General features: G+C 75.4%; 21 protein-coding genes. 11 read left to right on the top strand and 10 right to left on the bottom strand.

The features are described 5' to 3' along the window. Positions 1 to 336 precede the first annotated feature (336 nt). Genes AC0B61_RS09320 through AC0B61_RS09310 form a run of 3 tightly spaced genes read left to right on the top strand, consistent with a single transcriptional unit; the run spans position 337 to position 4854 of the window. Positions 337 to 3453 carry an adenylate/guanylate cyclase domain-containing protein gene (locus tag AC0B61_RS09320; protein ID WP_471740006.1) on the top strand — a complete coding sequence of 1039 codons (3117 nt, stop codon included), beginning with the start codon at positions 337 to 339 and terminating at the stop codon, positions 3451 to 3453. Next, positions 3450 to 4313: a S8 family peptidase gene (locus tag AC0B61_RS09315; RefSeq protein WP_471740005.1), complete on the top strand. Its 864-nt coding sequence runs from the start codon at positions 3450 to 3452 to the stop codon at positions 4311 to 4313. The genes AC0B61_RS09320 and AC0B61_RS09315 overlap by 4 nt, the downstream gene beginning before the upstream one ends. Next, positions 4297 to 4854, top strand: coding sequence for a GAF domain-containing protein (locus tag AC0B61_RS09310; RefSeq protein WP_471740004.1), 558 nt, complete (start codon positions 4297 to 4299; stop codon positions 4852 to 4854). Before AC0B61_RS09315 ends, AC0B61_RS09310 begins: the two co-directional genes overlap by 17 nt. Here the strand turns inward: AC0B61_RS09310 and AC0B61_RS09305 are convergent. The 6 genes from AC0B61_RS09305 to AC0B61_RS09280 form a co-directional block, all read right to left on the bottom strand. After that, on the bottom strand, positions 4845 to 5741 hold the full coding sequence (locus tag AC0B61_RS09305) for a Vgb family protein (protein ID WP_471740003.1): 897 nt from the start codon (positions 5739 to 5741) through the stop codon (positions 4845 to 4847). The two genes, AC0B61_RS09310 and AC0B61_RS09305, sit on opposite strands and share 10 nt — an antisense overlap. A gap of 80 nt (positions 5742 to 5821) precedes the next feature. After that, on the bottom strand, positions 5822 to 6943 hold the full coding sequence (locus AC0B61_RS09300; RefSeq protein ID WP_471740002.1) for an AI-2E family transporter: 1122 nt from the start codon (positions 6941 to 6943) through the stop codon (positions 5822 to 5824). Positions 6944 to 7040: 97 nt separating this feature from the next. Further along, complete coding sequence (locus AC0B61_RS09295) at positions 7041 to 8201, bottom strand: winged helix DNA-binding domain-containing protein (RefSeq protein WP_471740001.1); 1161 nt, start codon at positions 8199 to 8201, stop codon at positions 7041 to 7043. Continuing rightward, positions 8198 to 8989 (bottom strand): glycerophosphodiester phosphodiesterase, encoded by a 792-nt coding sequence (locus AC0B61_RS09290; RefSeq protein ID WP_471740000.1) that lies wholly within the window; start codon positions 8987 to 8989, stop codon positions 8198 to 8200. The genes AC0B61_RS09295 and AC0B61_RS09290 overlap by 4 nt, the downstream gene beginning before the upstream one ends. 41 nt (positions 8990 to 9030) lie before the next feature. Further along, entirely contained in the window at positions 9031 to 9447 is a 417-nt protein-coding gene (locus AC0B61_RS09285) for a TOBE domain-containing protein (protein ID WP_471739999.1), read from the bottom strand. Positions 9448 to 9610: 163 nt separating this feature from the next. Next, on the bottom strand, positions 9611 to 10795 hold the full coding sequence (locus AC0B61_RS09280; protein ID WP_471739998.1) for an ROK family transcriptional regulator: 1185 nt from the start codon (positions 10793 to 10795) through the stop codon (positions 9611 to 9613). A 115-nt stretch (positions 10796 to 10910) separates the two neighbouring features. Here AC0B61_RS09280 and AC0B61_RS09275 point away from each other — a divergent pair, with 115 nt between their 5' ends. The 7 genes from AC0B61_RS09275 (at position 10911) to AC0B61_RS09245 (ending at position 17374) form a co-directional block, all read left to right on the top strand. Then, positions 10911 to 12152, top strand: coding sequence for an MFS transporter (locus AC0B61_RS09275; RefSeq protein ID WP_471739997.1), 1242 nt, complete (start codon positions 10911 to 10913; stop codon positions 12150 to 12152). A gap of 211 nt (positions 12153 to 12363) precedes the next feature. Beyond that, the gene (locus tag AC0B61_RS09270) at positions 12364 to 12918 is read left to right on the top strand and encodes an RICIN domain-containing protein (RefSeq protein WP_471739996.1); all 555 of its coding nucleotides are present in this window, start codon (positions 12364 to 12366) and stop codon (positions 12916 to 12918) included. 93 nt (positions 12919 to 13011) lie between these two features. Beyond that, entirely contained in the window at positions 13012 to 13743 is a 732-nt protein-coding gene (locus AC0B61_RS09265; protein WP_471739995.1) for a TVP38/TMEM64 family protein, read from the top strand. A gap of 58 nt (positions 13744 to 13801) precedes the next feature. Then, positions 13802 to 14317 (top strand): DinB family protein, encoded by a 516-nt coding sequence (locus AC0B61_RS09260; protein ID WP_471739994.1) that lies wholly within the window; start codon positions 13802 to 13804, stop codon positions 14315 to 14317. A 283-nt stretch (positions 14318 to 14600) separates the two neighbouring features. Beyond that, the gene (locus tag AC0B61_RS09255) at positions 14601 to 14993 is read left to right on the top strand and encodes a cell division protein SepF (protein WP_471739993.1); all 393 of its coding nucleotides are present in this window, start codon (positions 14601 to 14603) and stop codon (positions 14991 to 14993) included. Between the two features lie 144 nt (positions 14994 to 15137). Next, the gene (locus tag AC0B61_RS09250; RefSeq protein ID WP_471739992.1) at positions 15138 to 15827 is read left to right on the top strand and encodes a TetR/AcrR family transcriptional regulator; all 690 of its coding nucleotides are present in this window, start codon (positions 15138 to 15140) and stop codon (positions 15825 to 15827) included. Continuing rightward, positions 15824 to 17374 (top strand): MFS transporter, encoded by a 1551-nt coding sequence (locus AC0B61_RS09245; protein WP_471739991.1) that lies wholly within the window; start codon positions 15824 to 15826, stop codon positions 17372 to 17374. Before AC0B61_RS09250 ends, AC0B61_RS09245 begins: the two co-directional genes overlap by 4 nt. Positions 17375 to 17449: 75 nt before the next feature. On the opposite strand, the gene AC0B61_RS09240 is transcribed toward AC0B61_RS09245, so the two are convergent. The 3 genes from AC0B61_RS09240 to AC0B61_RS09230 all read right to left on the bottom strand — a co-directional run bounded on the left by AC0B61_RS09240 (position 17450) and on the right by AC0B61_RS09230 (position 22419). After that, on the bottom strand, positions 17450 to 19960 hold the full coding sequence (locus AC0B61_RS09240) for a SpoIIE family protein phosphatase (RefSeq protein ID WP_471739990.1): 2511 nt from the start codon (positions 19958 to 19960) through the stop codon (positions 17450 to 17452). 150 nt (positions 19961 to 20110) lie between these two features. After that, on the bottom strand, positions 20111 to 20731 hold the full coding sequence (locus AC0B61_RS09235; protein WP_471739989.1) for a TetR/AcrR family transcriptional regulator: 621 nt from the start codon (positions 20729 to 20731) through the stop codon (positions 20111 to 20113). An 89-nt stretch (positions 20732 to 20820) separates the two neighbouring features. Then, positions 20821 to 22419, bottom strand: a complete 1599-nt coding sequence (locus AC0B61_RS09230; protein ID WP_471739988.1) for a 4-coumarate--CoA ligase family protein — start codon at positions 22417 to 22419, stop codon at positions 20821 to 20823. Positions 22420 to 22665: 246 nt separating this feature from the next. Here AC0B61_RS09230 and AC0B61_RS09225 point away from each other — a divergent pair, with 246 nt between their 5' ends. Continuing rightward, the gene (locus tag AC0B61_RS09225; RefSeq protein WP_471739987.1) at positions 22666 to 23022 is read left to right on the top strand and encodes a class F sortase; all 357 of its coding nucleotides are present in this window, start codon (positions 22666 to 22668) and stop codon (positions 23020 to 23022) included. Between the two features lie 21 nt (positions 23023 to 23043). On the opposite strand, the gene AC0B61_RS09220 is transcribed toward AC0B61_RS09225, so the two are convergent. Then, the gene (locus tag AC0B61_RS09220; protein ID WP_471739986.1) at positions 23044 to 24225 is read right to left on the bottom strand and encodes an acyl-CoA dehydrogenase family protein; all 1182 of its coding nucleotides are present in this window, start codon (positions 24223 to 24225) and stop codon (positions 23044 to 23046) included. Positions 24226 to 24233 lie beyond the last annotated feature (8 nt).

Below are 24233 nucleotides of genomic sequence, written 5' to 3'. Positions count from 1 at the left end.
ACGGTGGCGGCGAGCGGGTGCCCGCCGTGCCGACCCATGGTGGGCGGGGCCGGCTGCGCCCGGCTTTGGAGGCGGTTGGCCGCCGGTATGCCCGCAGGTCGCAGCCCCGCCGGCGGGGCCCGCCGGCCCCTCGCCGCCGCCGCCCGGCGCCCCCGCACCCCGCCCCACCTGCGGCCATACCGATCGCCAGGCGCTCCCGAACCGGGCCCGAAGCCGCACCCGCAACCCTGGCCCGGAACACTCAGGCTCGGAACACCCGGACCCCGCACGCCAGACCCCGTACGCCCGCGCCCCCGTACGCCCCGCACCGCGGAGGACGACCGAAGGACGGCCCCCATGCCCTGCCCACTCTGCGCCCAACTCGTCGCCACGAATGACCAGTTCTGCCCCGCCTGCGGCACCCCGCGGGCCGCCGCCCTCGACCTGGCTGCCGAGGAGCGCAAGCTGGTCACGGTGGTCTTCTGCGACCTGGTCGACTCCACCGCCCTGTCCGGCGCGCTCGACCCGGAGACGCTGCGCGAGGTGATCCTGCGCTACTTCGAGCGGATGCACCGCCGGATCGAGGCGCACGGCGGCACCCTGGAGAAGTTCATCGGCGACGCCGTGATGGCCGTCTTCGGCGTCCCGGTGATCCGCGAGGACGACGCCCACCGGGCGCTGGCCGCCGCGCTCGCCATGCTGGAGGACCTGGAGGACCTCAACACCGAGCTGGACGCCACCCTCGGAGTCCGGCTGGACGTCCGGATCGGCGTCAACACCGGCCAGGTGGTGGCAGGTTCGGACGCCTCCGCGCGCCAGGCGCTGATCTCCGGCGAGACCGTGAACATCGCCGCCCGGCTGCAGACCCAGGCCGCCCCGGGCCAGGTGCTGATCGGCCCGCAGACGCTGCGCGCGGCCGGCCCGGCCGCCCAGGTGGATGAGGTCGGGCCGCTGCGGCTGAAGGGCAAGGCCGAGCCGGTCACCGCCTACCGCCTGGTCGGCCTGGACGAGGACGACCCGGAGCTGCTGCGCCGCTTCGACGTGCCGCTGGTCGGCCGGGAGCGTGAACTGGCCCAGCTGGACGCGGCGTTGGTCCGGGTGGCGGGCGGCTCGGGCGCCGAGCTGCTGCTGGTGTCCGGCGAGGCGGGGATCGGCAAGACCCGCCTGGTGCGCGACTGGCGCGAGCGGGTGGGCCGGCGCACCGCGCGCTGCGGCACCGCCCGCTGCCGCAGCTTCGGCGAGCAGGGCGTGCTGGCGCCGCTCGCCGAGGCCGTCCGCACCCTGCTGGACGAGCCCGAGGGCGCGGCCCCGGCCGAGGCGCTGGCCCGGCTGGACGAGGCCACCGCGCCGGGCATCGGCGCCGGGCGGTCGCTGGAGCTGCTGGCCGCGATCCTGCGCGGGCGCACCGTCGAGCGCCCCGCGGTGCTCGTCCTGGACGACTGCCAGTGGGCCGGCCCGGCGCTGCTGGACGCCGTCGAGCGGCTGACCGGCGTGCTCGGCGCGGCTCCGGTGCTGCTGCTCTGCCTGGCCCGCCCCGAGCTGCCGGCCGCCCGCCCGGAGCTGCCGGCGCTGCCGGTCGGCGGCCTGTCCTGGGACGAATCGGCCCTGCTGGCCGCCCAGTTGACCGAGCTGAGCGCCCACCAGGACGCGGTGCCCACCCGGCTGCTGGAGCGCGCCGAGGGCAACCCGCTGCACCTGGAGGAGCTGCTGGCCGCCCTCACCGAGGCCGACGGCCCCGCCCTGGCCGATGAACTCCCGCCCGCCGGACGGGCGTTGCTCAGCGCCCAGATCGACGGGCTGGAGCGCGACGAGCGCGCCACGCTGGATCTCGCCGCCGTCCTCGGCCGCGCCTTCACCGCCGCCGAGCTGGCCGAACTCGCCCACGGCGGTGCCGATCAGGACGCCTTCGCCGACCCCGAGGACGACGTCTTCACCGGCCCGATCGACGGCCTTCCGGTCGGCCCGGCCGCCGCCGGCGACGACACCCCGCCCCGGCTGCACGCCGCGCTGGCCCGGCTGGCCGAGCGCCGCCTGGTCGAACCGGCCGGCCTGGGCTACCGGTTCAGCAGCGGCCTGGTCCAGGAGTCGGTCTACCAGTCGATGTCCAAGCGGGCCCGCGCCGAACGCCACGAGCGCGCCGCCGACCTGCCCGCCGTCCGCTCCACCGGGGACGCCGCCGTCGGCGGGCACCTGGAACGCGCCCACCGCTACCGGCTGGAGCTCGGGCTGCTGGACGCCCGCACCGACACCCTGCGCAGCCGTGCGGCCGCCGCCCTCGGCACCGCCGGCGCCGGCGCCCTCGCCCGCGCCGACCTCGCCGCCGCCGTCGACCTGCTGGAGCGCGCCGTCCGGCTGCACTACCCGAACGAGCGCTCCGCCGGCCCCACCCTGCGCCGCCTCGGCGAGACCCGCCTGGCGCTCGGCCGCGCCGACGAGGCCCTGCCCGTCCTGACCCAGGTCCGGGACTCCGCCGCCGACCCACTGGACGCCGCGCACGCCCGGCTCGCCCTGGCCGCCCGGGGCCTGCCGCCCGGCCCGGACCAGCCCGCCGCCACCGCCCGCGCCGTGCTGCCGCTGTTCGCCGACACCGGCGACGACCTCGGCCAGGCCCGTGCCCGGCTCCGGCTGGCCGAGGAGCACCTGCTCGCGGGCCGGCACACCGCGGCCGAGCAGCTGCTCGACGAGGCGCTCGACCAGGTCTCCCGCACCGACGCCGAGCTGGACCGGGCCGCCGTGCTGGCCGCGCTGGCCGCCTCGCTGTTGGCCGGCCCCGAACCGGTGCCGAACGTCACCTTCCGGCTGCGGGCGCTGCTCGCCGAGCACGGCGCCGGCCGGCGCACCGTCCGGGTCGCGCTGAACGGCCCGCTGGCCGTCCTGCTGGCCCTGCGCGACCGCCCCGCCGAGGCCGAGCTGCTGCTCGCCGAGGCCAACGGCCTGGCCGGGGAGCTGTCGCTGGCCGAGGCGATGGTGGCACTGCCGGCGCTGACCGCCCAGGCCGCGGCCGCCACCGGCCAGACCGGCCAGGCCCTGGACCTGCTCGCCGACGCCGCCGAGATCGCCCGCCGCCAGGGCACCGCGGCCCCGCTGCCGCGCCTGGCCCTCACCACGGCCCGTGTCCTGCTCGACACCGACCGCCCGGCCCAGGCCGCCCGCCACCTGGACGACATGGACGCCGGCGCCGCGCTGCCGCCGGTGCTCGCGGTCGAACTGGACGCGCTGCGCGGCCGGCTCGCCGCCGCCCGGGGCGAGGGCGCACCGGCCCTGGACCTCACCGCGGCCGCCCTGAGCGCCGCCGAAGCCACCGAGTCGCTGCTGCTCCAGGCGCTGACCGCGCTCGACCGCGCGCACGCCCTGCTGCTGCTCGACCGCCCGGCCGAGGCCGCCGTGGCCGCCGCCACCGCCCGGGACCGCTTCGCCACCAAGGGCCACCTGCCCGGCGTACGACGGGCCGAGCGGCTCGGGGGCACCCGGTGAGCGGCCCGGCCGGGCTCACCTGGAGCCTGCGCGACCGCTCCCCCGCCGAACTCCCGGTCCTCGCCGACCACTTCACCGACGCCGGCGACGAGACCGGCGGCGGAAGCGGCGGCACCGGCAAGGGCGTGCGGGTCTGCGTCGTCGACTCCGGCGTCGAGCCGGACCACCCGCTGGTCGGCCCGCTGCAGGGCTCGTGGGCGGTGGTCAAGGATCCGGTCACCCGGGAGCTGACCGTCCGCCCGGACACCGCCGGCGACACCTGCGGCCACGGCACCGCCTGCGCCGGGATCATCCGCCGCACCGCGCCGGACTGCGAGCTCTACAGCGTCCGGGTCCTCGGCGAACGCTTCACCGGCACCGGCGACATGCTGATCGCCGGGCTGCGGTGGGCCGTCCGGCAGGGCTTCGACGTCGTCAACCTCAGCCTCTCCACCACCCGGACCCGCTTCCTGGAGGAGCTGCACGCGATCGCCGACGACGCCTTCTTCGCCCGCACCGCGATCGTCGCCTCCGCCCACAACACCCCGGTGGAGAGCTTCCCCTGGCGGTTCTCCTCGGTCATCTCGGTGGGCAGCCACCAGGAGGACGATCCGGCCCTGCACCTGTACAACCCGGCGCCGCCGGTGGAGTTCTTCGCCCCCGGCCAGAACGTCCGGGTGCCCTGGCTCGGCGGCGCCACCATCCGCACCACCGGCAACAGCTTCGCCACCCCGTACGTGGCCGGGCTCTGCGCCCGCATCCTGTCCCGGCGGCCGCGGCTGACGACCTTCCAGCTGAAGAGCGCGCTCTACCTCACCGCGGCCAACGTCCAGGTCCCGACCACCCCCACCCCGGAGGCGCCCGATGACCCTCAGCACTGATCCCGCCGCCGACCCGCTGGCCCGCGAGCTGCTGCAGTCGGTGGTGGACGTCGCCCGGGCGATCTTCGGCGCCCAGGCCGGCTCGGTCTGCCTCCTCGACGAGAGCGCCGGGGAGCTGGTCTTCCAGGCGGTGTCCGGGCGCGGCGAGGAGTCGCTGGTGGGCCGCCGGTTCCCGGCCGGCCGGGGCATCGCCGGATGGGTCGCCGCGTCGGGCGAGCCGATGGTGGTCGACGACCTGGGCGCGAACCGCACCTTCGACCGGGACTTCGCCGAGTCCACCGCGTACGTCCCGAACGCCCTGATGGCCGCGCCGCTCACGCACGGCAGCCGGGTGCTCGGCGTCCTGGAGGTGCTGGACCCGGCCCCGCAGGCCCGCGCGAGCCTGCCCGAACTGGACCTGCTGGCCATGTTCGCCCGCCAGGCGGCCGCCGCGCTGCGGGTGGTCGCCGAGCGCGCCCCCGCCCCGCAGCCGGTCCCCGACCGGGCCGCCGCCCTCGGCCTGCTCGCCGACCTGGAGGAGCTGCTCCGCCGTCAGCCCTGAGCGGCCAGCCGGGCGATCTGCCCGGACTCCAGCGCCGCGTACACCGTGCCGTCCGGGGCGACGGCGATGCCGTGCGGCTCGGCGGCCCCGGCCGGGACCAGGTGGCCGTCGAGCTGCCCGTCCGGGGAGAGCACGCCGATCCGGCCGGCGCCCCACTCGGTGAACCAGAGCCGGCCGTCCGGCCCCGCCGCGATCGCGTGCGGCCTGGCCGTCCGGTCGGCCAGCGGGTGTTCGGTCACCCGGCCGTCCACGGTGATCCGCCCGACCAGACCGCCGCCGATGCCGACGTACCACAGCGCCCCGTCCGTCCCGGCGGTGATCCCGACCGGAGCGGTGCCGCCGGTCGGCAGCCGGTGGACGGTCACCTCCCCGTCGACAGTGATCCGGGCGACGGCGTCGGCCTGGTTGAGCGTGCACCACAGGGCGCCGTCCGGGCCGGCCGTGATCAGCGACGGGAACGCCCCGGCCACGGGCAGCGGATGCTCCGTCACCTCGCCGTCCACGGTGATCCGCCCGATCCGGTCCGCGTTCGGCTCGGTGAACCACAGCGCCCCGTCCGGGCCGGCGGCGACCCCGTACGGCCCCGTGTTCCCGCCCGGCCCGGCGCTCTCGCCCGGCAGCGCGAACGAGCCCACCTCGCCGTCCCCGTCGATCCGCCCGATCCGTTGGTCCCGCATCCGGCTGAACCACATCGCCCCGTCCGGGCCGGCCGTGATCACCGCCGGCCCGCACCCGGGCGCCCCCAGGCCGTACCGCGCCACCGAGCCGTCCGCGCCCAGCCGCCCCACCTCGCCGGAGTGCACCAGCGTGAACCAGACACCCCCGTCGCTGCCGACGGCCACCCCGTACGGGCCGGCCCCAGCCTCGGCCACCTCGAAGAGTTCCATGCCACCCCACCCCAAGTTATCGCGACTCATGTCGCATTAGCGATGTTCACACACGGGCCCCGGGCCTGGCAACCGGCTTCTCACGCCCCGCCGTCCGCCCGCGCCGGGACACCCCGGAGCACCGAGACGATGCCCGTCGCCGCCGCGCAGGCCGGAACGGCGAGGAGGGCGCCGATGATGCCGGCGATGCCCGAGCCGGCCACCACGGCGACCATGATCGTGGCCGGGTGCAACTCGACCGTGCGGCTCTGGATGACCGGCTGGAGGATGTTGCCCTCGATCATCTGCACGGCGAGCACCACGCCGAGGGCCCACAGGGCCGTGCCGAGTCCGCCGTCGGCGAGGGCGACCAGGACGGCGACCGTGCCGGACAGGAAGGCGCCAACGAAGGGGATGTAGGCGCCCATGAAGACCAGGGCGCCGAGTCCGGGCGCGCCCGGCACGCCGAGGGCGATCAGGCCGACGGTGATGAAGCCCGCATCGATCAGGGCGATCAGGGTGGTGCCGCGCATGAAGCCGGCCATCGCGTCGAAGGCGCGTTCGGCGCACGCGATCACGGTCTCGGCGCTGCGCTCGGGCAGGTACGAGCGGATGGTGTCGCCGGTGCGGTGGCCGTCGCGGAGGAAGAAGAAGACCAGCGCGAGGGACAGCACCCCGCCGGCGATCAGCTGGGTGAGCAGGCCGAGGCCGGACAGCACGCCGCTGGTGAGGGTGGAGACGAGCGAGTTGGTCTCGCCCTTCGCGTTGTCGAGGGCGTGCCGGATCTTCACCCCGAGCGGCCCCAGCCACTCGGACAGCCGCTGACCGGACTCCTGCAGCGAGGTGGCGATCTGCGGGGCGCTGTGCACCAGGGAGTTCACCAGCAGCGCGATCACCCCGCCGACCGCCACCACCAGCACCACGCAGGTCAGCCCGGCGGCCAGGCCGCGCCCGACGCCGCGCCGGACCAGCCAGGGCACCACCGGGTAGAGCAGGGAGGCCCCGAGCAGGGCCAGGATGAACGGGACGGTGGCGGCCCGCAGTTCGACCAGCGCGAAGACCACGATCGAGGCGACGGCGATCAGCAGGATCACCGCCGCCGACCAGGCCGCCGCCTGCCGCAGCACGGGCGGCAGCAGCTGGTCCGGACTGCGGTGGTCCGGACTGCGGTGCTCGGGACTGCGGTGCTCGGGCTGGCCATCGGGCGGGCGCTCCACCGACACGGTCACCTCCGCCGGGGGTCATGGGGTCGGAACCGCCCCAGCTCAGCAGAGCGGCCGACGACGCGCCCGTCGAGTCACCGGCAAGCACCCGAACGGGTTACTGGGGCGCCTCGATCCGGACCGCGCCGCGGGCCGCCCCGCCGCCGCCCTGCCCATCCCCGCCCCCGCCCTCAGCCCCGCCCACGGCCCCACCCCGGCCCGCGAAGGCCGCCACCCGCTCGGCCTCGGCCTCCGCCGCCTGCCGGTCGGCCCGCCGCAGCGGCGCGAACGGCCGGACGACGACGTCCCGTTCGTCCGTCAGCCGCCAGGTACCGGCGACCAGCCCGTTCACCAGCAGCGTCCCGAGCACGATCCCGTTCCGGGTCATGACCCGCTCCCGGTACTCCTCCGGCAGCACCCGGGTGCGGTCGGCGTGGGAGAGCAGCAGGTTGTCGAACGGAGCGACCAGCCGCACCGGCGCCGGGGTGTCCCCGTCGGGCCGGGGCGCGTCCGGCAGGTCGTACAGCAGCCGGCCGTGCTCGTCCCGGAAGGTCGCCAACCGGGGTGCGAGCCGGCTCAGCACCGGGCCGAGCCGGCTGAGCCCGCTCCACTTCTGCAGGTCGGCGGCGGTCGCCGGGCCAAAGGCGGCGAGGTAGCGCAGGGTCAGATCGTCCAGCGAGGGCGCCGGGTCGAGCGGGCGGCCGAGCCAGGCCTCGGCGGTGGTGTGGGCGGCCGGCCCGCCGCGTCCCCACAGGCCGCGGGGCGGCACCTGGACCAGGGGCAGCCGGCAGCGGGCGGCCTGGGCGAGCGCGGCCGGGTCGCGGTCGGGGCGGCCGGCGGCGAGCAGCGTGCCGAGCTGCTGGAAGGTGCGCGGTTCCGCTTCGACCAGGCCGCGCGCCTCGGCGGCAAGGGCCTCCAGGTCGAGCCCGGCGAGCTGTTTGCCGTAGGTGGTGCGCAGCGCCTGGTCGAGGACGGGCTGGAGCAGCGGGCGCAGGGTCAGGCAGTCGTCGGCGGTGACGAGGTGGATGGTGCCGCGCTGGAGGGCGATCCGGACCACTGCCCGCTGCTCGATCAGTGCGCTCAGCGGCTCGGGGGTGAAGCCGTCGAGCCGGGCGAGCAGCCCGAGGTAGGGCGGGTGGGGCGCGGCTTGGGCCTGGAGGCCGCCGAGGTGGTGGACGAGGTCGGCGGGCGTCCGGCGGGTACGGGCGAGCAGGTGCTGACGGGCCAGCAGGGCGCGGCCGACGGCCCGCCGTCCCAGCACCGGCCCGGTGGCGGTCACGGGCGGCGGTCCAGCACCGAGCGCAGGGCGGCGATCCGGTTGGTGGTGATGGAGGCGACGCCGGCGTCGCGCAGGCGGCGCATGGTGCGGCGCAGGTCGGCGGTCCAGGTGGAGACGGCGAGTCCGGCGTCCGCGGCGGCGGCGGTGAACTCGGGGGTGACCAGGCCGAAGGGCGGGTTGAGGTAGCGCGGGCGCAGATCGTCGAGCAGGGCGCGGGCGGGCAGCCGGGGCTGTTTCCAGGTGAGCGCGATCTCGACGTCCGGGCTCAGTTCCCGTACGGCGAGCATGGCGGTGGCGGGGCCGCAGAAGGCGACGTGCCGCTCTGCGCCGAGCCCGGTGACCTCGGACCAGGTGGCGGCGGCCGGCCCGGGGTCGTCCAGGTCGATCAGCAGCCGGCGGTCTTCGGCCGCGGCCACCGCCTTGATCGCCTCGGCGAGAGTGGGGATGGCGTGCGGGCCCTGCCGGAGTTCGTCCAGCTGCGCGGCGGTGACCCGGCCGATGGCACGCGGGTCGCCCCAGAGCCGTTCCAGGGTGCGGTCGTGCAGCAGGACGGGTACCCGGTCACGGGTGAGCTGGACGTCCACTTCGACGGCGTCGGCTCCGGCGGCGAGCGCGGACTCGACGGAGGGCAGGGTGTTCTCGCGGTGGCGGTACGGGTCGCCGCGGTGGGCGACGGCGAGCACCCGTCCGGTGTCGTGCCGGGCGTGGACCGTCCGGCCGGGCCGGGCGGCGGCGGCTTCGACCGCGGGCACGGCGCTCTGGGCGGTCGGCAGGGGCTGGGGTGGCATCCGGGCCTCTCGGGTCGGTTCCGGGACTCGTCGGTGGGCTGTCAGCGCCGTTCGATCATCACATTGGTGGACTTGATGACCGCCGTGGCGGGTGCGCCGGGGACCAGGTTCAGCTCCTCCGCCGACTCCCGGCTGATCAGCGACACCACCCGGAACGGCCCGGCCTGGACCTCCACCTGCGCGGCCACGTCGCCGAGCACGACCTGGGTGACGATGCCGGGGAATCGGTTGCGGGCCGAGGACGGGCGGCCCTCGGCCTCGGCGGTCTCCGGCCGGGCCAGCTCCCGGGCGAAGGCGGCGAGCTCGGCGCCGGGGATGATCCGGTGGCCGTGCTCGTCCCGCGCGGCGGTGACCCGCCCGGCGTCCACCCAGCGCCGCATGGTGTCGGCGCTGACGCCGAGCAGCGCCGCGGCCTCGCCGATGCGGTACGGGTTGGCCGGCACCTCGGGCTGGCCCATGTGCGACTCCTGACGGTGGTTCGAGGGACGGGTGGTTCGGGAGACGGGTGGTTCGAGGCGCGGGGACGGTCGTACGCGCCCCCGCTGCCATCCTGCCGTACCGGCGGCGCGGCCGGAAAAGCGGCCGGAAAAGCGCGAGCGGCCGGTGGCGGCACCGGCGCGGCTACGGCTCGCCGAAGAGGTCCCGCCGCAGCGCGTCCCCGGCGGTCAGCACCGCCCCGGCGAGCACCGCGCCGCCGCCCGCCGTCCCGGCCCGCACCTCGGTGCTCAGCGGGGAGAGCCGGGCCAGCCGCCGCTCGACCCGGTCGGCCAGCGCGGCGCCGCCGGCCCGGCCGGTCTCGCCGCCGAGCACCACGCAGCCGGGGTCGAGCACCACGCAGACGCCGGCCGCGCCGATCGCGATCCGCTCGGCCAGCTCGTCCAGGAAGCGCCCGCCCGCCTCGCCGGCGTCCAGGGCGGCGCGGACGGCGGCCTCGGCGGCGGGCGCGTCCCCGGCCGGGTCGGCGGGCAGCCCGTGGTCGCGGGCCAGCGCGCAGACCGCCGCGCTGCCGACGAGGCCGTGGAAGCCGTCCTCGCAGCTGTCGGCTCTGGGCAGGCCGACGGTGCCGGGGACGGGCAGGAAGCAGATCTCGCCGGTGCCGCCGGAGGCGCCGCGGCGCAGCCGCCCGTCCAGGATGACGGCGGCGCCGACGCTGTGGCCCAGCCACATCAGCACGAAGGTGTCGCGGTCCCGGGCGGCGCCGATCCGGTGCTCTGCCTGCCCGGCCAGGTTGACCTCGTTCTCCAGGATGACGTCGGTGCCGGGCAGCTCGGTCAGTGCGGCGTGGAGTTCGGCGTGCCACCCGGGGAGTTTGCCGGTGCTCTGCAGCCGCCCGGTGGCGGGGTCGACCAGTCCGGGGGCGCCGACCGCGACGGTGTGCAGCCGTTCGACGCCGACGCCGTGCGCGGTCTCCAGCAGGGTGGCGGTGACCGCCGCGGCGGTGTCGGGCGTCCCATCGCCCTCGACCGGCACCTCGGCGGTGGCGAGGGTCCGCCCGGCCAGGTCGGCGACGACCAGGGTGACGCCGCCGGAGCGGACGTCGAAGGCGGCGATGTGCGCACGGGAGGCGGCCAGGGCGTAGAGCCGGGCGTTGGGGCCGCGCCGTTGTTCGCCGCGTTCGCCGACGAGGGCCACCAGGCCGGTGCGCTGGAGGCGTTCGAGCAGATCCGCGACGGTCGGCCGGGAGAGGCCGGTGAGGTCGCGCAGCTCGGTCGCGGTCAGGGGCCCCTGTTCGAGCAGGAGGTTCAGCGCCAGCCGGTCGTTGATCGCCCGGGCGGTGCTCGGCGTGGCCGTACGCGCGCTGGTCATGACCGCTCATCCTTCCAGAGTGTTTCTATCAGGTTCCCTTCCTGATAGTTTATCGAACCGTCCACCCACCGGGGCACCGTCGCGCCCCGCCCCGCGCGACCGGGAGGAAACGCCGATGAGCCGCACCACCGCACCACCGCCGGAACCGCTGGCCGCCCCCCGCCGGGCCCGGGCGAGCATCGCCCTCGTCTTCGGCGTGCACGGCGCCGTCAGCGGCAGCTTCGTCACCCGCATCCCCTGGATCCAGGACCGCCTCGACCTCTCCGCCGGCCAGCTCGGCCTGGCCCTGGTCATGCCCGCCGTCGGCTCCTCGCTCGCCATGCCCCTGGCCGGCCGCTTCGTCCACCGCTACGGCGGGCGGGCGGCGGTGCGCGGGCTGATCTCCCTCTGGTGCCTGGCCCTCGCCCTGCCCGCACTCGCCCCCTCCCTGCCGGGGCTGTGCGCGGCACTGCTCGTGTACGGGGCCACGGCCGGGATGGCGGACGTCGCGATGAACGCGCAGGGCGTGGAGATCGAGGAACGGCTCGGCCGCTCGATCATGTCCGGCCTGCACGGGATGTGGAGCGCCGGCGGCCTGCTGGCCTCCGGGTTCGGCATCCTCGCCGCCCACCTCGACCTCGACGCCCGGCTGCAGCTGGCCGTCACCGCCCTGGTCCTGCTCATCCTCGCCCAGCCGGTCTGCCGGGGCCTGCCGGACCTGCGGGCGCCGGAGGGCGCGGAGGAGCCACCGCGCTTCGCGCTGCCGCCGCGCAGCTCGCTGGTGATCGGGCTGGTCGGCTTCTGCGCGGTCTTCGCGGAGGGCGCCTCGATGGACTGGAGCGGCGTCTACCTGCGGGACGTCACCGGCGCCTCGGCCACCCTCGCGGCCGCCTCGTACACCGCCTTCTCGCTGACCATGGCGGTCAGCCGGCTCGCCGGGGACGCCGCGATCCGCCGCCTCGGCGCCGTCCGCACCACCCGCCTCGGCGGGGCCGTCGCCACCGTCGGCGGCCTGCTGGTGGTCGCCGCCGACAGCCCCGCGCTGGCCATCCCCGGCTTCGCGCTCATCGGCGTCGGCATCGCCGTCATCGTCCCGCTCGCCTTCGCCGCCGCCGGCCGGATCGGCACCAACGCCAGCCAGGCCATCGCGGGCGTCGCCACCGTCACCTACACCTCCGGCCTGATCGCTCCCGCAGTCATCGGCGCCCTCGCCCAGGCCACCTCGCTGACCGTCTCCTTCGGGCTGGTCACCGCCCTCGTCTTCGCGCTGCTGCTGAGCGCCGGGGCGCTGCGCCGGGCCGAACGGAACGCCACCGCCGACACCGCGACCGCGACGGAACCGGACAAGCGTTCCGGAAAGGACCTCTCCACGATATGACGGGGAGTTCCCGAGGGAGTGCCCCGCCGACCTCGCCGACCTCGCCCTCCGCCCGGCGGTCTCCACGACGTCTTCACCTGTCCGGGGCGCCCCGCACAACTTCTTCGAACTCCCGGCCGTCGAACACCCCGTCGCGGCCCGGGACTCCCGGCAACCCCTGCCGGGCCTCGTCGCCGGTCGGCGCCGAACCGTACCCACGGAGGTCGACCAGATGACCCGTCGTACCCGGCTAGCCGCCGCCACCGCCGTCCTCGCCACCGCCGCGGTGGCCCTCACCGCCCCACCCGCACCGGCGGCTCCGGCGGCCCCAGCCGCCGCCACCGACTTCGGCCCCGCCGAGATCCGCACCGGGATGTACGCCGGGCCGAACGACCTCTGCCTGGAGGTCGCCGACTGGCGCACCGACGACGGCGCCCCCGTCCGGATCTGGACCTGCACCGGCGGCGACAACCAGAAGTGGACCCAGACCGCCGACGGCTGGATCAACCTGCACAGCGGCAAGTGCCTGGAGATCCCCGCCTACAGCACCGCCTGGGGCACCCAGGCCGACCAGTGGGCCTGCAACGGCGGCTCCAACCAGAAGTGGAGCGACCCGCCCGCGAGCCACCCCGGCACCCCCCGCCGCATCGTGAACGCCTCCAGCGCGCTCGTCCTCGACGTCGCCGGCGGCGCCCTGGCCGACGGCACCCCGGTGATCCAGTGGGAGTACCAGGCCGGAGCCAACCAGTTCTGGCACTACAACCCCGAGAAGGACCCGTACAGCTGAGTCGGCGGCCGGGCGGGGGCCGGGCGCGGGCCGGGGGGCGGCCGGGCTGGGGCAGGCGCCGGGGCGCCCCGGCGCACCGGTTACGCTCGGGCGGTGTCCGCGCCCGTTCCCGCCCCCGTTTCCGGCCCCGTCGCCGATCCCGCGCCTCCTGCCGCACCACCCGCCGCCCCGCGTTCCCCCTGGTGGCGGTTCGCACTGCTGATCGTGCTGCTCGGCGCGGCAGCCGGCTCGCTGCTGCTGTGGAGCCCGACGGACCTGCTGTCGGGCGGGCTGGCGGACCGGCTGCCCGGGTACTGGTTCGGGCCGCTGTTCGCGCTGGTCTACGCGGTGGGGACGCTCGCGTTCGTGCCCCGGCCGGCGTTGAACGCGGCCGCCGGGCTGCTGCTCGGCATCCAGCAGGGCGTCACGCTGGCGGTCCTCGGCACCACGGTGGGGGCCGCCCTGGCCTTCGGGCTCGGCCGGGGGCTCGGGCGGGAGGCGCTCCGCCCCCACCTGCACGGGAAGGTACTCGGCGCCCTGGACCGCAGGTTCACCGAACAGGGCTTCCGCAGCGTGCTGGTGCTGCGGCTGCTGCCCGGCATGCCGTTCCAGGCGGCCAACTACGGTGCGGCCTTCTCCGGCGTCCGTTTCCTGCCGTTCCTGCTCGCCACCGCGATCGGCGTGGTGCCGACCACGGCGGTGTACGTCACGGCGGCGGCCAGCGCGGACCGGCCGGGTTCGGCGGCCTTCCTGCTGTCGGCGGGTGTGATCGCCCTGCTCGCGGCGGGCACGCTGGTCGGGCTCTGGCGGACGGCCAAGGGCCGCCGCCGGGAGACGACCGGCTGAACGCCCGGCCGAACAAATCGCTCGCCCCGCCTCGGCGCCGGGCGTCAGGATGGCGGGCATGACCGAACAGAACCCGCGGGTGGACCCGCCGATGGCCGCCGACGAGTCCGCCACCCTCACCGCCTTCCTCGACTTCCACCGCAGCACCCTCGCCGTCAAGTGCGAGGGGCTGAGCGACGATCAGCTGCGCCTGCGCTCCGTCCCGCCGTCCGGCCTCTCGCTGCTCGGCCTGGTCTGGCACATGGCCGAGGTGGAGCGCTACTGGTTCCAGGAGATCCTGCTCGGCAAGGAGTTCGCCACCGGCCACTACTGGAGCAAGGCCGATCCGGACGGTGACTTCGACAACGTCGACACCGCCGACGTCGCCGCCGACTTCGCCACCTGGCGCGCCGAGATCGCGGCCGCCCGCCGCGCGGCCGACGGCCTGCCGCTGGACACCGTGGGCAAGCGGCCGCGCCACGGCCGGGAAGTGACGCTCCGCTGGATCCTCGCCCACATGGTCGAGGAGTACGCGCGACACAACGGCCACGCGGATCTTCTGCGCGAGTTGGTGGACGGCCGGACCGGCGAGTGAACCGCCGGGTGAAATCGTTTCCGCTTTGTTGACAGAAGGTCAATTACCCGGTGACTGCGACCGATATGGTCTACGCGCGCAACCGTACGGCGCCGCGCCGCGTCTGCTGTGATTGCCCGGGTCCGCCCGGGCTTCCGGCGCGGCACGACTCGTACGGGGGTCGCGAGCGGGCACGGGACCGGTGAACAGTGCGATACTCGGACAGTTCCGACGAGTGGATGACGTGTCAAGGACGGCACGCGCCCCCGGGGGACCAGGACGGGACGAGGCAGGGAGGCGCGGCATGGGAGCACTTCGCGACGAGCACCACAACGGGTGGCTGATGCCCTCGGGGCACTACCCGGCCGCGGTGTACGACGACGAGTGGGTCGACCAGGAGACGGTACCGTCCGCCGCCGCGCCCGCGAAGATCGTCTCCCTGCGGCCGACGGGCTTCGAGGCGGCCCGCACCGTCGGTGAGCACATCCGGGCGAGCATCCCGGTGGTCATGGACCTCACCGAAATGGACGAGGCCGAGGCCAAGCGCATGGTCGACTTCGCCTCCGGGCTGATCTTCGGCACCCAGGGCGGCATCGAGCGGATCGCCCGCCGGGTCTTCCTGCTCACCCCGGCCGAGGTCGAGGTGATGGTGATCGACCGCCCGCTCGACGACACCGGGTTCTACAACCAGAGCTGAGCCGCGGCACCGCGGCACCCCGACCGGGGATGGCACTCGCCGTCCCCGGTTTTTTGCTGCCCGCACACCAACAGCTGGCGGGTCATCTGAGACTCATGGATCAATTATGAGACACCCATGTCTCACGTGACCTACACTCGACTCATGGCCACCGACCGCGACACCGTCCTCGAAGCCGCCGTCAGCGTGCTCTCCCGCCGCCCGACCGCCCACCTGGACGAGATCGCGCGCGCCGCCGGCATCAGCCGCGCCACACTGCACCGGCTCTTCCCGGGCCGCGAGGCACTGATCCGCGAGGTCGGCCTGCTCGGCCTGAGACGGTTCGCCGCCGCCCTGGACACCGCCGGCGTCGAGGACGGCGACGCCGAGGCCGCGCTGCGCCGGCTGGTGGACGCCTCCGTCCCCGACGCCGCGCTCTGCGCCTTCCTGGCCGGCGAGAACCAGCTCTACGAGAACGACGACATCAACGACCTCTGGGAGCTCCAGATCGCCCGGCTGCACGCGCTGTTCCTGCGCGGCCAGCAGCAGGGCGCGTTCCGCATCGAGCTGAGCGCCGCCTGGCTGAGCGAGGCCTTCTTCGATCTGGTCGCCGGCGTCGGCTGGTCCATCCAGGACGGCCGGCTCGCCCCGCGCGACGCCGCCTTCTCCCTCGCCGAGCTCTTCCTCGGCGGCGCGCTGCGCAGACCGCACGCCCCCGGCCCCGGCCACACCACCGCCAGCCCGACCACCGGCGGAAGCCCCACCGGCGCCAGTCCCACCGCCCGCAGCACCTCGGACCCCAGCACCTCGGACCCCAGCACCTCGGACCGCAGACCGGACACCGATAAACCATGAGCACCCCGACCGCCCGCCAGCGCTGGACCGGCCTCGCCGTCCTCGTCCTGGCCGTGACCGTGGTCGCGCTCGACGCGACCGTCCTCTCCCTCGCCATCCCGTCGATCAGCGAGACGCTGCGCCCCACCGGCACCCAGCTGCTCTGGATCGGCGACTCCTACTCCTTCGTGCTGGCCGGCCTGCTGGTCAGCATGGGCGCGCTGAGCGACCGGATCGGCCGCAAGCGGCTGCTGCTGGCCGGCTCCACCGCCTTCGGCGCCGCCTCGCTGCTGGCCGCCTACGCGCCGGGCCCGGGCTGGCTGATCCTGGCCCGCGCGCTGCTCGGCGTGGCCGGCGCGACGATCATGCCCTCCACCCTCTCGCTGATCCGCGGCCTCTTCCCGGACGACCGGGAACGGGCCACCGCGATCGGCATCTGGGGCGCGGCCGCCACCGCCGGCGCCGCACTCGGGCCGGTGGTCGGCGGGGCGCTGCTGGAGCACTTCTGGTGGGGTTCGGTGTTCCTGATGAACATCCCCGTGCTGCTCCTGCTGCTGGGCTTCGGCGCCTGGCTGCTGCCCGAGTCCAAGGACCCGGAGCCCGGCCGCTGGGACGTGCTGAGCGTCGTCCTGTCGCTGGCCGGGGTGATCGGCGTGGTGTACGCGGTGAAGGAGGCCGCCGCGCACGGCGTCGACCGCTGGGACGTCCCCGCCGCCTTCGTGCTGGGCGCCGCCGCGCTGACCGTCTTCGTCCGCCGCCAGCTGCGGCTGGAGACCCCGCTGCTCGACGTCCGGCTGTTCCGCGACCGCCGGTTCACCGCGGCGGTCTCGGCCTCGCTGGTCTCCCTGGTCGGCCTCTCCGGCGTGATCTTCGTGGTCTCGCAGTACCTGCAGCTGGTCCGCGGCTACCAACCGCTCCAGGCCGGCCTGGCCGAGCTGCCGGCCTTCGCGGGCTCGGTGGTCGGCGGTCTGCTGACCGCCCGGGTGGCCCGGCGCTTCGGCGCCCGGAAGGCGCTGACGGCCTGTCTGCTGGCGATGGGCCTGGGCGTCGGCGCGCTCGGCTTCCTGCAGCAGGACACCACCTACCTGCTGCTGGCGGCGTCCTTCCTCCTGGTCGGCACGGCCGAGGGCGTGGTCTACACGCTCGGCGCCGACCTGGTGCTGGGCGCCGCGCCCGCCGACCGGGCCGGGGCCGCCTCGGCGGTCTCGGAGACGGCGTACGAGCTGGGCACCGCGCTCGGCATCGCGCTGGTCGGCTCGGTGGTCGGCTCGATCTACGCGAACGGGCTGTCCGTCCCGGCCGGCACCGACCCGGCGGTCGCGGCCCGGGCCGGCGAGTCGCTGGGCGCGGCCGTCGAGACGGCGCAGGGCCTGCCGCCGGAGGTGGCGCAGCCGCTGCTGGCGAGCGCGAAGGAGGTCTTCGTCGGCGGCATGAACAGCGCCGGGCTGCTGGCCGCCGTGCTGCTGGTCGGCGCGGCCGTGACGGCCTGGCGGCTGCTGCGCGGGCTGGCCGGGCCGGATGCGGCCGCCGAGGAGCCGGCGGAGGTGTCGGAGAAGGTCCCCGTGTGACCCGCGCCGCCGGCCGCCGCCACGGAACGGCCGTTCTCCTGTCGGGAACGGCCGTTCTCGCGTTCCGGTGCGCCGCTACTTCGCCCCGAGCGGCAGCTCCAGCTCGGCCCAGACCACCTTGCCGTCCCGGGTGAGCCGGCTGCCCCAGCGCTGGGCCAGCTCACTGACCAGGAACATCCCCCGGCCGCCCTCGTCCTGCTCGGCGAACGGACGCAGCTGCGGGGCCTGCCCGCCGGCGTCGGCGACCTCGACGGTGAGCACCCGGTCGCGGAACAGCCGCAGCCGGCGCGGGGCGTCGGCGTGCAGCAGGGCGTTCGTCACCAGTTCGCTGACCAGCAGTTCGGCGTAGTCGGTGAGCGCGGTCAGGCCCCAGGTCTCCAGGGTGGCCCGGGTGAACCGGCGGGCCTTGCCCGGCAGCCTGCCGCCGCCGGTGAGCGGGAGGGTCGCGATCCGGTCGGCGGGCAGCGGCAGCACCCGCGCCATGATCATCGCGATGTCGTCCTCCGTGCCGTCGGTGACCAGAGCCCCGAGGACCGCGTCGCAGCTCTCCTCCAGGGTGCGGCCGGGCCCGGCGAGGGTGCGGGCGAGCAGGTCGATCCCGGCGTCCAGGTCCTGGCCGCGCCGTTCGACCAGGCCGTCGGTGTAGAGCGCGACCATGCCGCCCTCGGGAATGGTGAACTCGATCGACTCGAAGGCCACGCCGCCGACGCCCAGCGGCACGCCGGGCGGCACCTCGACCATCTGCGCGGTGCCGTCGGGGGCGACCCGGACCGGGGGCAGGTGCCCGGCCGAGGCGATCTGGAGGGTGCGCTCCAGCGGGTCGTAGACCGCGCAGACGCAGGTCGCGAACTGGCCTTCGCCGATTCCCGAGGCGGTCTCGTCCAGGCGGGTGAGGACCTGCTCGGGCGGCATGTCGAGGGTGGCGAGGGTGCGGGCGACGGTGCGCAGCTGGCCCATCGTGGCGGCGGCCCGGATGCCGTGGCCCATCACGTCGCCGACCACCAGGGCGACCCGCCCGCAGGACAGCGGGACCACGTCGAACCAGTCGCCGCCGACCTCGCTGACCACGCTGCTGGGCAGGTAACGGTAGGCGATCTCCAGGCCGAGGGTGCGGTGCACCTCCTGCGGCAGCAGGCTGCGCTGCAGGGTCAGGGCGGTCTCCCGCTCGCGCCGGTAGAGCCGGGCGTTGTCCAGGGCCAGCGCGGTGCGGGCGACCAGTTCCTCGGCGAGGGCGACGTCGGCGGCGGTGAACGGCTCGGGGTTGCGCATCCGGATGAACTCGGAGCCGCCGAGCACCATGCCCCGGGCGGTGATCGGCACCATCAGGTACGAGTGGATGCCCGCCGCCATGCCGGGCGCCACCCGGTCCTCGCTGGAGACCAGCCCGCGCAACACCTCCTCGTCCACGTGGGCCCGGACCAGCGGCTTCCCGCTGCGCAGGCACTGGGTGTAGCTGCGGTCGGGGGCGTACTCGGAGGTCTCGCCGACCACGTCCACGGCGTGCACCAGGCCGGACTCGTAGGACTCCCCGACGGCGACGGCGCGCAGGGTGACGGTCCGGTCGGAGGGGATCGCGGTGGGCTCGGAGCCGCGCAGCACCGGCTCCAGCAGGTCGACGGTGGCGAAGTCGGCGAACCGGGGGACGACGGCCTCGATCAGCTCCTCGGCGGTGCGCTGGAGGTCGAGGGTGGTGCCGATCCGCGCGGTCGCCTCGGCGATGGTGGCCAGCCGCTCCTGGGCCCGGGCGGCGCGGGCCTCGGCCTGGAAGCGCTCGGTGACGTCGATGATCGAGGAGCAGACGCCGAACACCCGGCCGGTGGAGTCCTCCAGCCGGAAGTAGGAGGCGGACCAGGCGCGGTCCCGCTTGGGGTCGCCGGGGACGCGGCCGTGCGAGCGGGCGTCCACGACGGGCCGGCCGGTCGTCAGCACCTGTCTTATGGTCTGCTCGATCTCGGCGCTGTTGAGGCCGGGTAGCACCGCGGATATCCGGCGGCCGAGGTGGGCGGCGACCGGCACGCCGTTCATCCGGGCGAGCGCCTCGTTGAGCCGGACGTAGCGCAGGTCCGGGTCGTAGACGGCCATGCCGATCGGCGAGCGGCCGAAGATGCCGTCCAGCACCGCCAGGTCGGCCTCGACGGCGTGCAGGGCGCGGATGTCGGAGGCGGTGGCGAGCAGCAGCAGGGTGCCGGCCGGGCCGGCGATGGGGTAGGTGCGGAACTCGAGGTCGACCTTGTGGCCGTCGCGGTGGCGGACCGGGAAGACGCCGGACCAGCCGGTGCCGTTCATGATCCGCCCGAAGAGGTCCAGCACCTCGGTGCGGTCGCCGGCGTCGGTGAGCAGTTGGGCGGCGTAGCTGCCGACGGCCTCGTCGGAGGTGTAGCCGAGCAGGGCCTCGGCGTCCTCGCTCCAGTGCAGGATCAGGCCGTCGCCCTGGAGCAGGGCCGTCGCGAGCGGGACGAGCCGGTGTCCTTCGGGACGTATGCCCTGGGGACGTATGCCCTCGGGGCGGGTGTCCTCGGGACGTGCCGGGGCGCCGCCCGGTGCCGGGTCGGCGGCGTCGGTAGCGTCCCACTCGTGTCCGTGCATGATCAGACAGCACCCCGGTTCGGCCTCGTGTCCCGACCGGGTGGGCCTCGCGGTCCGTGCCGGCCGGGGTTCTTCTCCAGACTGCACGGACATCGGCCGCCCGGCGACCCCTTGGTCAGGAGTCGTCCGGCCGCTCCGGATGTACGGGCGTCATGGGCGTACCGGCCGCAGCGTACTCTCCAGAACGCCCGCCCACTGCCGGATCACCCCGGATCGTCGGAGGCTGTCGTCGGTGAGCAGGTTGGCCAGGCCCAGTCCGCGGGCGAGGTCCAGGGTGGCCTGCACGGACTCGCGCACGCCGGGGTGGCTCTCGTCGGTGTCCAGGAACTCGACGGCGGCCCGGTGGGCCTCCCGGCCGACGTGGCCCTCCAGGGCGACGATCCGCTCGCGCAGCCCCTCCTCGGTGGCGGCGGCGGTCCACAGGTGCAGGGCGGCGCGGAACAGCGGGCCGGTGTAGAGGCGCACGATCATGTCGACCACGGCCAGGGTGCGGTCGGGGCCGACGGCCGGCAGCTCGTCCGCGTGGGCGCGGACGGCCGCCAGCCGCTCGGCGGTGACGTGCTCGACGGCCGCGGTGAAGAGGTCCTCGCGGGTCGGGAAGTGGTGCTGGGCGGCGCCCCGGGAGACGCCGGCGCGCTCGGCGACCACGGTGGCGGTGGAGCCGTGCCAGCCGAGTTCGGCCAGGCAGTCCACGGCCGCCGCGAGCAGCCGGGCCCTGGTCGCGCGGCTGCGGTCCTGCTGGGGGGTGCGGGCGGCGGGGTGGCTGGCCATGGCTGCTGGCGGCTCCTGTTCCGGTGCGGGCGCGGCGGGTCGATCCTCACAGACGGGCGCCGGTCCTCGCCCGCCGGGGCCCTGCCGGTTCAGTGGGCGGCAGCGCGCGCGGCCTCGCGGGCGCGCAGTTCACGGCGGAGGATCTTGCCGGCCGCGGACTTGGGGACGGCGTCGACGAACTCCACCGCGCGGACCTTCTTGTACGGGGCGACCTGCGCGGCGACGTACCCGGTGACCTCCTCGGCGGTGAGCCCGCTGCCGGGGGCGCGGACCACGAAGGCCTTGGGGCACTCGGTGCCCTCGGCGTCCGGGACGCCGATCACGGCGGCGTCGGCGATCTGCGGGTGGCCGAGCAGGACGGCCTCCAGTTCGGCGGGCGCGACCTGGTAGCCCTTGTACTTGATCAGTTCCTTCACCCGGTCGACGATGTGCAGGTAGCCGCGCTCGTCGACGTAGCCGACGTCGCCGGTGTGCAGCCAGCCGTCGGTGTCGATCACGGCGGCGGTCTCGCAGGGGCGGCCGAGGTAGCCCTTCATCACCTGGGGGCCGCGGATCAGCAGCTCGCCGCGCTCGCCGGGCCCGAGGTCGTCTCCGGAGCCGTCCAGGGCGGCGATCCGCAGCTCGGTGGAGGGGACCATCCGGCCGACCGAGCCGCGCGGGGGGTCGCCCTCCCGGGGGGAGACGACGTGGGTGACCGGGGAGAGCTCGGTCATGCCGTAGCCCTGGAGCAGGTGCGGCAGGCCGAGGCGCCGGGCGCAGGCGTCGGCGAGCTCGTGGTCCAGCGGGGCGGCGGCGCACAGCAGGTACTCGACGGAGGAGAGGTCGTAGCGGTCCACGACCGGGTGCTTGGCCAGGGCGAGCGCGATCGGCGGGGCCACCACCAGGGCCTGGACCCGGTGCTCCTCGACGGCGCGGCAGAACTGCTCCAGGTCGAAGCGGGGCAGCACGACCACGGTGGCGCCGCAGCGCAGCGGCTGGTTGAGCAGCGCGGCCAGGCCGTAGATGTGGAAGAAGGGCAGGACGGCGAGCACCCGCTCGCCCACGCCGGGGCGGTAGAGGGCGTCGCACTGGACGAGGTTGGTGGCGATCGAGCGGTGGGTGAGCATCACGCCCTTGGGCAGGCCGGTGGTGCCGCTGGAGTACGGCAGCACGGCGACGTCCTCGCCCGGGTCGATGGCGACCTCGGGCGCGGGGCCGGGGGCGGCGAGCAGGTCGGCGAGCGAGCGGTGGCCGTCGGCGCCGTCCAGGACGAGGACCTCGGTGAGCGGGTGGCCCTGCTCGGCGAGCAGGTCGGCGGCGGTCCGGGCGGTCGGCAGGAACGGGGAGACGGTGATCAGCCGGCGGGCGCCGCTGTCGCGCAGCTGGCCGGCAAGTTCGGCGGGCGTGGCCAGCGAGGGCACGGTGGTCACGGTGGCGCCGGCCCGGGTGGCGCCGTAGTAGGCCATCGGGTAGGCGATCGTGTTGGGGCTGAAGAGGGCGATGACGTCTCCGCGGCGCACCCCTGATCCGGCCAGCCCGGCAGCGACCCGCTCGACGGCGGCGGCGAGCTGCGTGTAGCTGACCTGCTCCCCGGTGAGGCCGTCGATCAGAGCCGGCCGGTCGCCGTACCGGGCCGCGGCGCCGAGCACTGCCTCGTGGACCGGCAGGTCGGCCACGGGGACGTCCGGGAATTCACTTCGGAACACCAAGGTAAGCCTCCAGTAAGGAAGTTGACGCAGCAACAAAACCGCTGGTGGATCGGTTCGGGGCGCGTTCAGGAGCATACGGACAGTCAGGGGGGAGGCTGGGCCATTGTGGGGAACCGGAGGCCGCGCCTGCGTGGCACGGTTGCCCCCGGGGGCACCCGCACGGACGGTGTTGCCCCACGGCCGCCCACCCCCGGGTGCGGCCCCGGACCCTGGAGCACCCCACCGTGAGCACCGGGCACCCCGCCCATGGAGCAGCGCAACCTCACCGGCTGGTACCGGGACGGAGCCGCGCCCGGAGCCGACGGAACCGCCGTCGTCGTCGGGCACGCGGACAACCGCAGCGGGCCGGCCGTCTTCTACCGGCTCGGGCTGCTGCGCCCGGGCGACACCGTCGAGGTGGCCCGCAAGGACCGGCACACCGCCGTGTTCACCGTGGACTCCGTACGGGTCTTCGCGAAGAAGGACTTCCCGGACGCCCTGGTGTACGGCGGCGGCACCGGCCGGGCCGAGCTGCGGCTGATCACCTGCGGCGGGAAGTTCGACCGGAAGACCGGGTACGAGGCCAACACCGTGGTCTTCGCCCACCTGTCCTCGGCACGGTGAGCAGCGGCACGGCGCCCCGGCTCAGTACGACCGGGGCAGGCCGAGGGTGTGCTGGGCGACGTAGTTGAGCACCATCTCGCGGCTGACCGGGGCGACCCGGCCGACCCGGGTGGCCGCCAGCAGCGCGCCCAGCCCGTACTCCTGGGTGAGGCCGTTGCCGCCGAGGGTCTGCACCGCCTGGTCGACCGTACGGGCGGCGGCCTCCCCGGCCGCGTACTTGGCCATGTTGGCGGCCTCCCCCGCGGCCGCGTCCTCGCCCGCGTCGTAGAGCAGCCCGGCCTTCTGGGTCATCAGCCGGGCCAGTTCGACCTCCACCGCGCACTGGGCCAGCGGATGGGCCAGCCCCTGGTGGGCGCCGATCGGGGTGGACCAGACGGTGCGGGTCCTCGCGTACTCGACGGCCTTGCCGAGGGCCTGGCGGGCGAGGCCGAGCGAGAAGGCGGCGGTGAGGATCCGCTCGGGGTTGAGGCCCGCGAACAGTTGCAGCAGGCCCGCGTCCTCGTCGCCGACCAGCGCGTCGGCGGGCAGCCGGACGTCGTCCAGGAAGACCTGGAACTGCTTCTCGGGGGCGACGAGTTCCATCGGGATCGGCCGGAACTCGAAGCCGGGGGTGTCGCGCGGGACGACGAACAGGCAGGGCTTGAGCCTGGGGCTCCCCCCGGTGGCCGCGGTCTCGGTGCGGGCGACGAACAGGACGGCGTCGGAGTGGTCGATGCCGGAGACGAACACCTTGCGGCCGCTGAGCAGCCAGTCCGCGCCGTCCCGGCGGGCGACGGTGGAGATCCGGTGCGCGTTGGAGCCCGCGTCCGGCTCGGTGATGCCGAAGGCCATCTTGCGGCTGCCGTCGGCGAGTCCGGGCAGCCAGCTCCGCTTCTGCTCCTCGGTGCCGTAGCGGGCGATCACGGTGCCGCAGATCGCCGGGGAGACGATGAGCAGCAGCAGCGGGCAGCCGGCGGCGCCCAGTTCTTCGAGGACGATCGCGAGGTCGGTGATGCCGCCGCCCCCGCCGCCGTACTCGGCGGGCAGGTTGACGCCGAGGTAGCCGGCCTTGCCGGCCTCCGCCCACAGTTCGTCGGCGGGCTCGCCGGCCCGGGCCTTGGCGAGGTAGTACGCGGAGCCGTAGCGGCGCCCGAGGTCGCCGACGGCCTGGCGCAGGGCACGGCGTTCGGGGGTTTCGAGGAGCTGGCTGCCGATGGCGGACATGCGGGGTC

Source organism: Kitasatospora sp. NPDC023385, assembly GCF_055664045.1.
The sequence above is the reverse complement of the archived record's forward strand: the minus strand, read 5'-3'. Positions and strand labels throughout refer to the sequence as shown.

Coding starts and splice junctions, on each gene's coding strand:
- AC0B61_RS09245 (WP_471739991.1), top strand. CDS start 15,824: ATGAGCACCCCGACCGCCCGCCAGCGCTGGACCGGCCTCGCCGTCCTC.
- AC0B61_RS09270 (WP_471739996.1), top strand. CDS start 12,364: ATGACCCGTCGTACCCGGCTAGCCGCCGCCACCGCCGTCCTCGCCACC.
- AC0B61_RS09275 (WP_471739997.1), top strand. CDS start 10,911: ATGAGCCGCACCACCGCACCACCGCCGGAACCGCTGGCCGCCCCCCGC.
- AC0B61_RS09310 (WP_471740004.1), top strand. CDS start 4,297: ATGACCCTCAGCACTGATCCCGCCGCCGACCCGCTGGCCCGCGAGCTG.
- AC0B61_RS09240 (WP_471739990.1), bottom strand. CDS start 19,960: ATGCACGGACACGAGTGGGACGCTACCGACGCCGCCGACCCGGCACCG.
- AC0B61_RS09280 (WP_471739998.1), bottom strand. CDS start 10,795: ATGACCAGCGCGCGTACGGCCACGCCGAGCACCGCCCGGGCGATCAAC.
- AC0B61_RS09235 (WP_471739989.1), bottom strand. CDS start 20,731: ATGGCCAGCCACCCCGCCGCCCGCACCCCCCAGCAGGACCGCAGCCGC.
- AC0B61_RS09305 (WP_471740003.1), bottom strand. CDS start 5,741: ATGGAACTCTTCGAGGTGGCCGAGGCTGGGGCCGGCCCGTACGGGGTG.
- AC0B61_RS09285 (WP_471739999.1), bottom strand. CDS start 9,447: ATGGGCCAGCCCGAGGTGCCGGCCAACCCGTACCGCATCGGCGAGGCC.
- AC0B61_RS09260 (WP_471739994.1), top strand. CDS start 13,802: ATGACCGAACAGAACCCGCGGGTGGACCCGCCGATGGCCGCCGACGAG.
- AC0B61_RS09220 (WP_471739986.1), bottom strand. CDS start 24,225: ATGTCCGCCATCGGCAGCCAGCTCCTCGAAACCCCCGAACGCCGTGCC.
- AC0B61_RS09225 (WP_471739987.1), top strand. CDS start 22,666: ATGGAGCAGCGCAACCTCACCGGCTGGTACCGGGACGGAGCCGCGCCC.
- AC0B61_RS09290 (WP_471740000.1), bottom strand. CDS start 8,989: ATGCCACCCCAGCCCCTGCCGACCGCCCAGAGCGCCGTGCCCGCGGTC.
- AC0B61_RS09255 (WP_471739993.1), top strand. CDS start 14,601: ATGGGAGCACTTCGCGACGAGCACCACAACGGGTGGCTGATGCCCTCG.
- AC0B61_RS09320 (WP_471740006.1), top strand. CDS start 337: ATGCCCTGCCCACTCTGCGCCCAACTCGTCGCCACGAATGACCAGTTC.
- AC0B61_RS09250 (WP_471739992.1), top strand. CDS start 15,138: ATGGCCACCGACCGCGACACCGTCCTCGAAGCCGCCGTCAGCGTGCTC.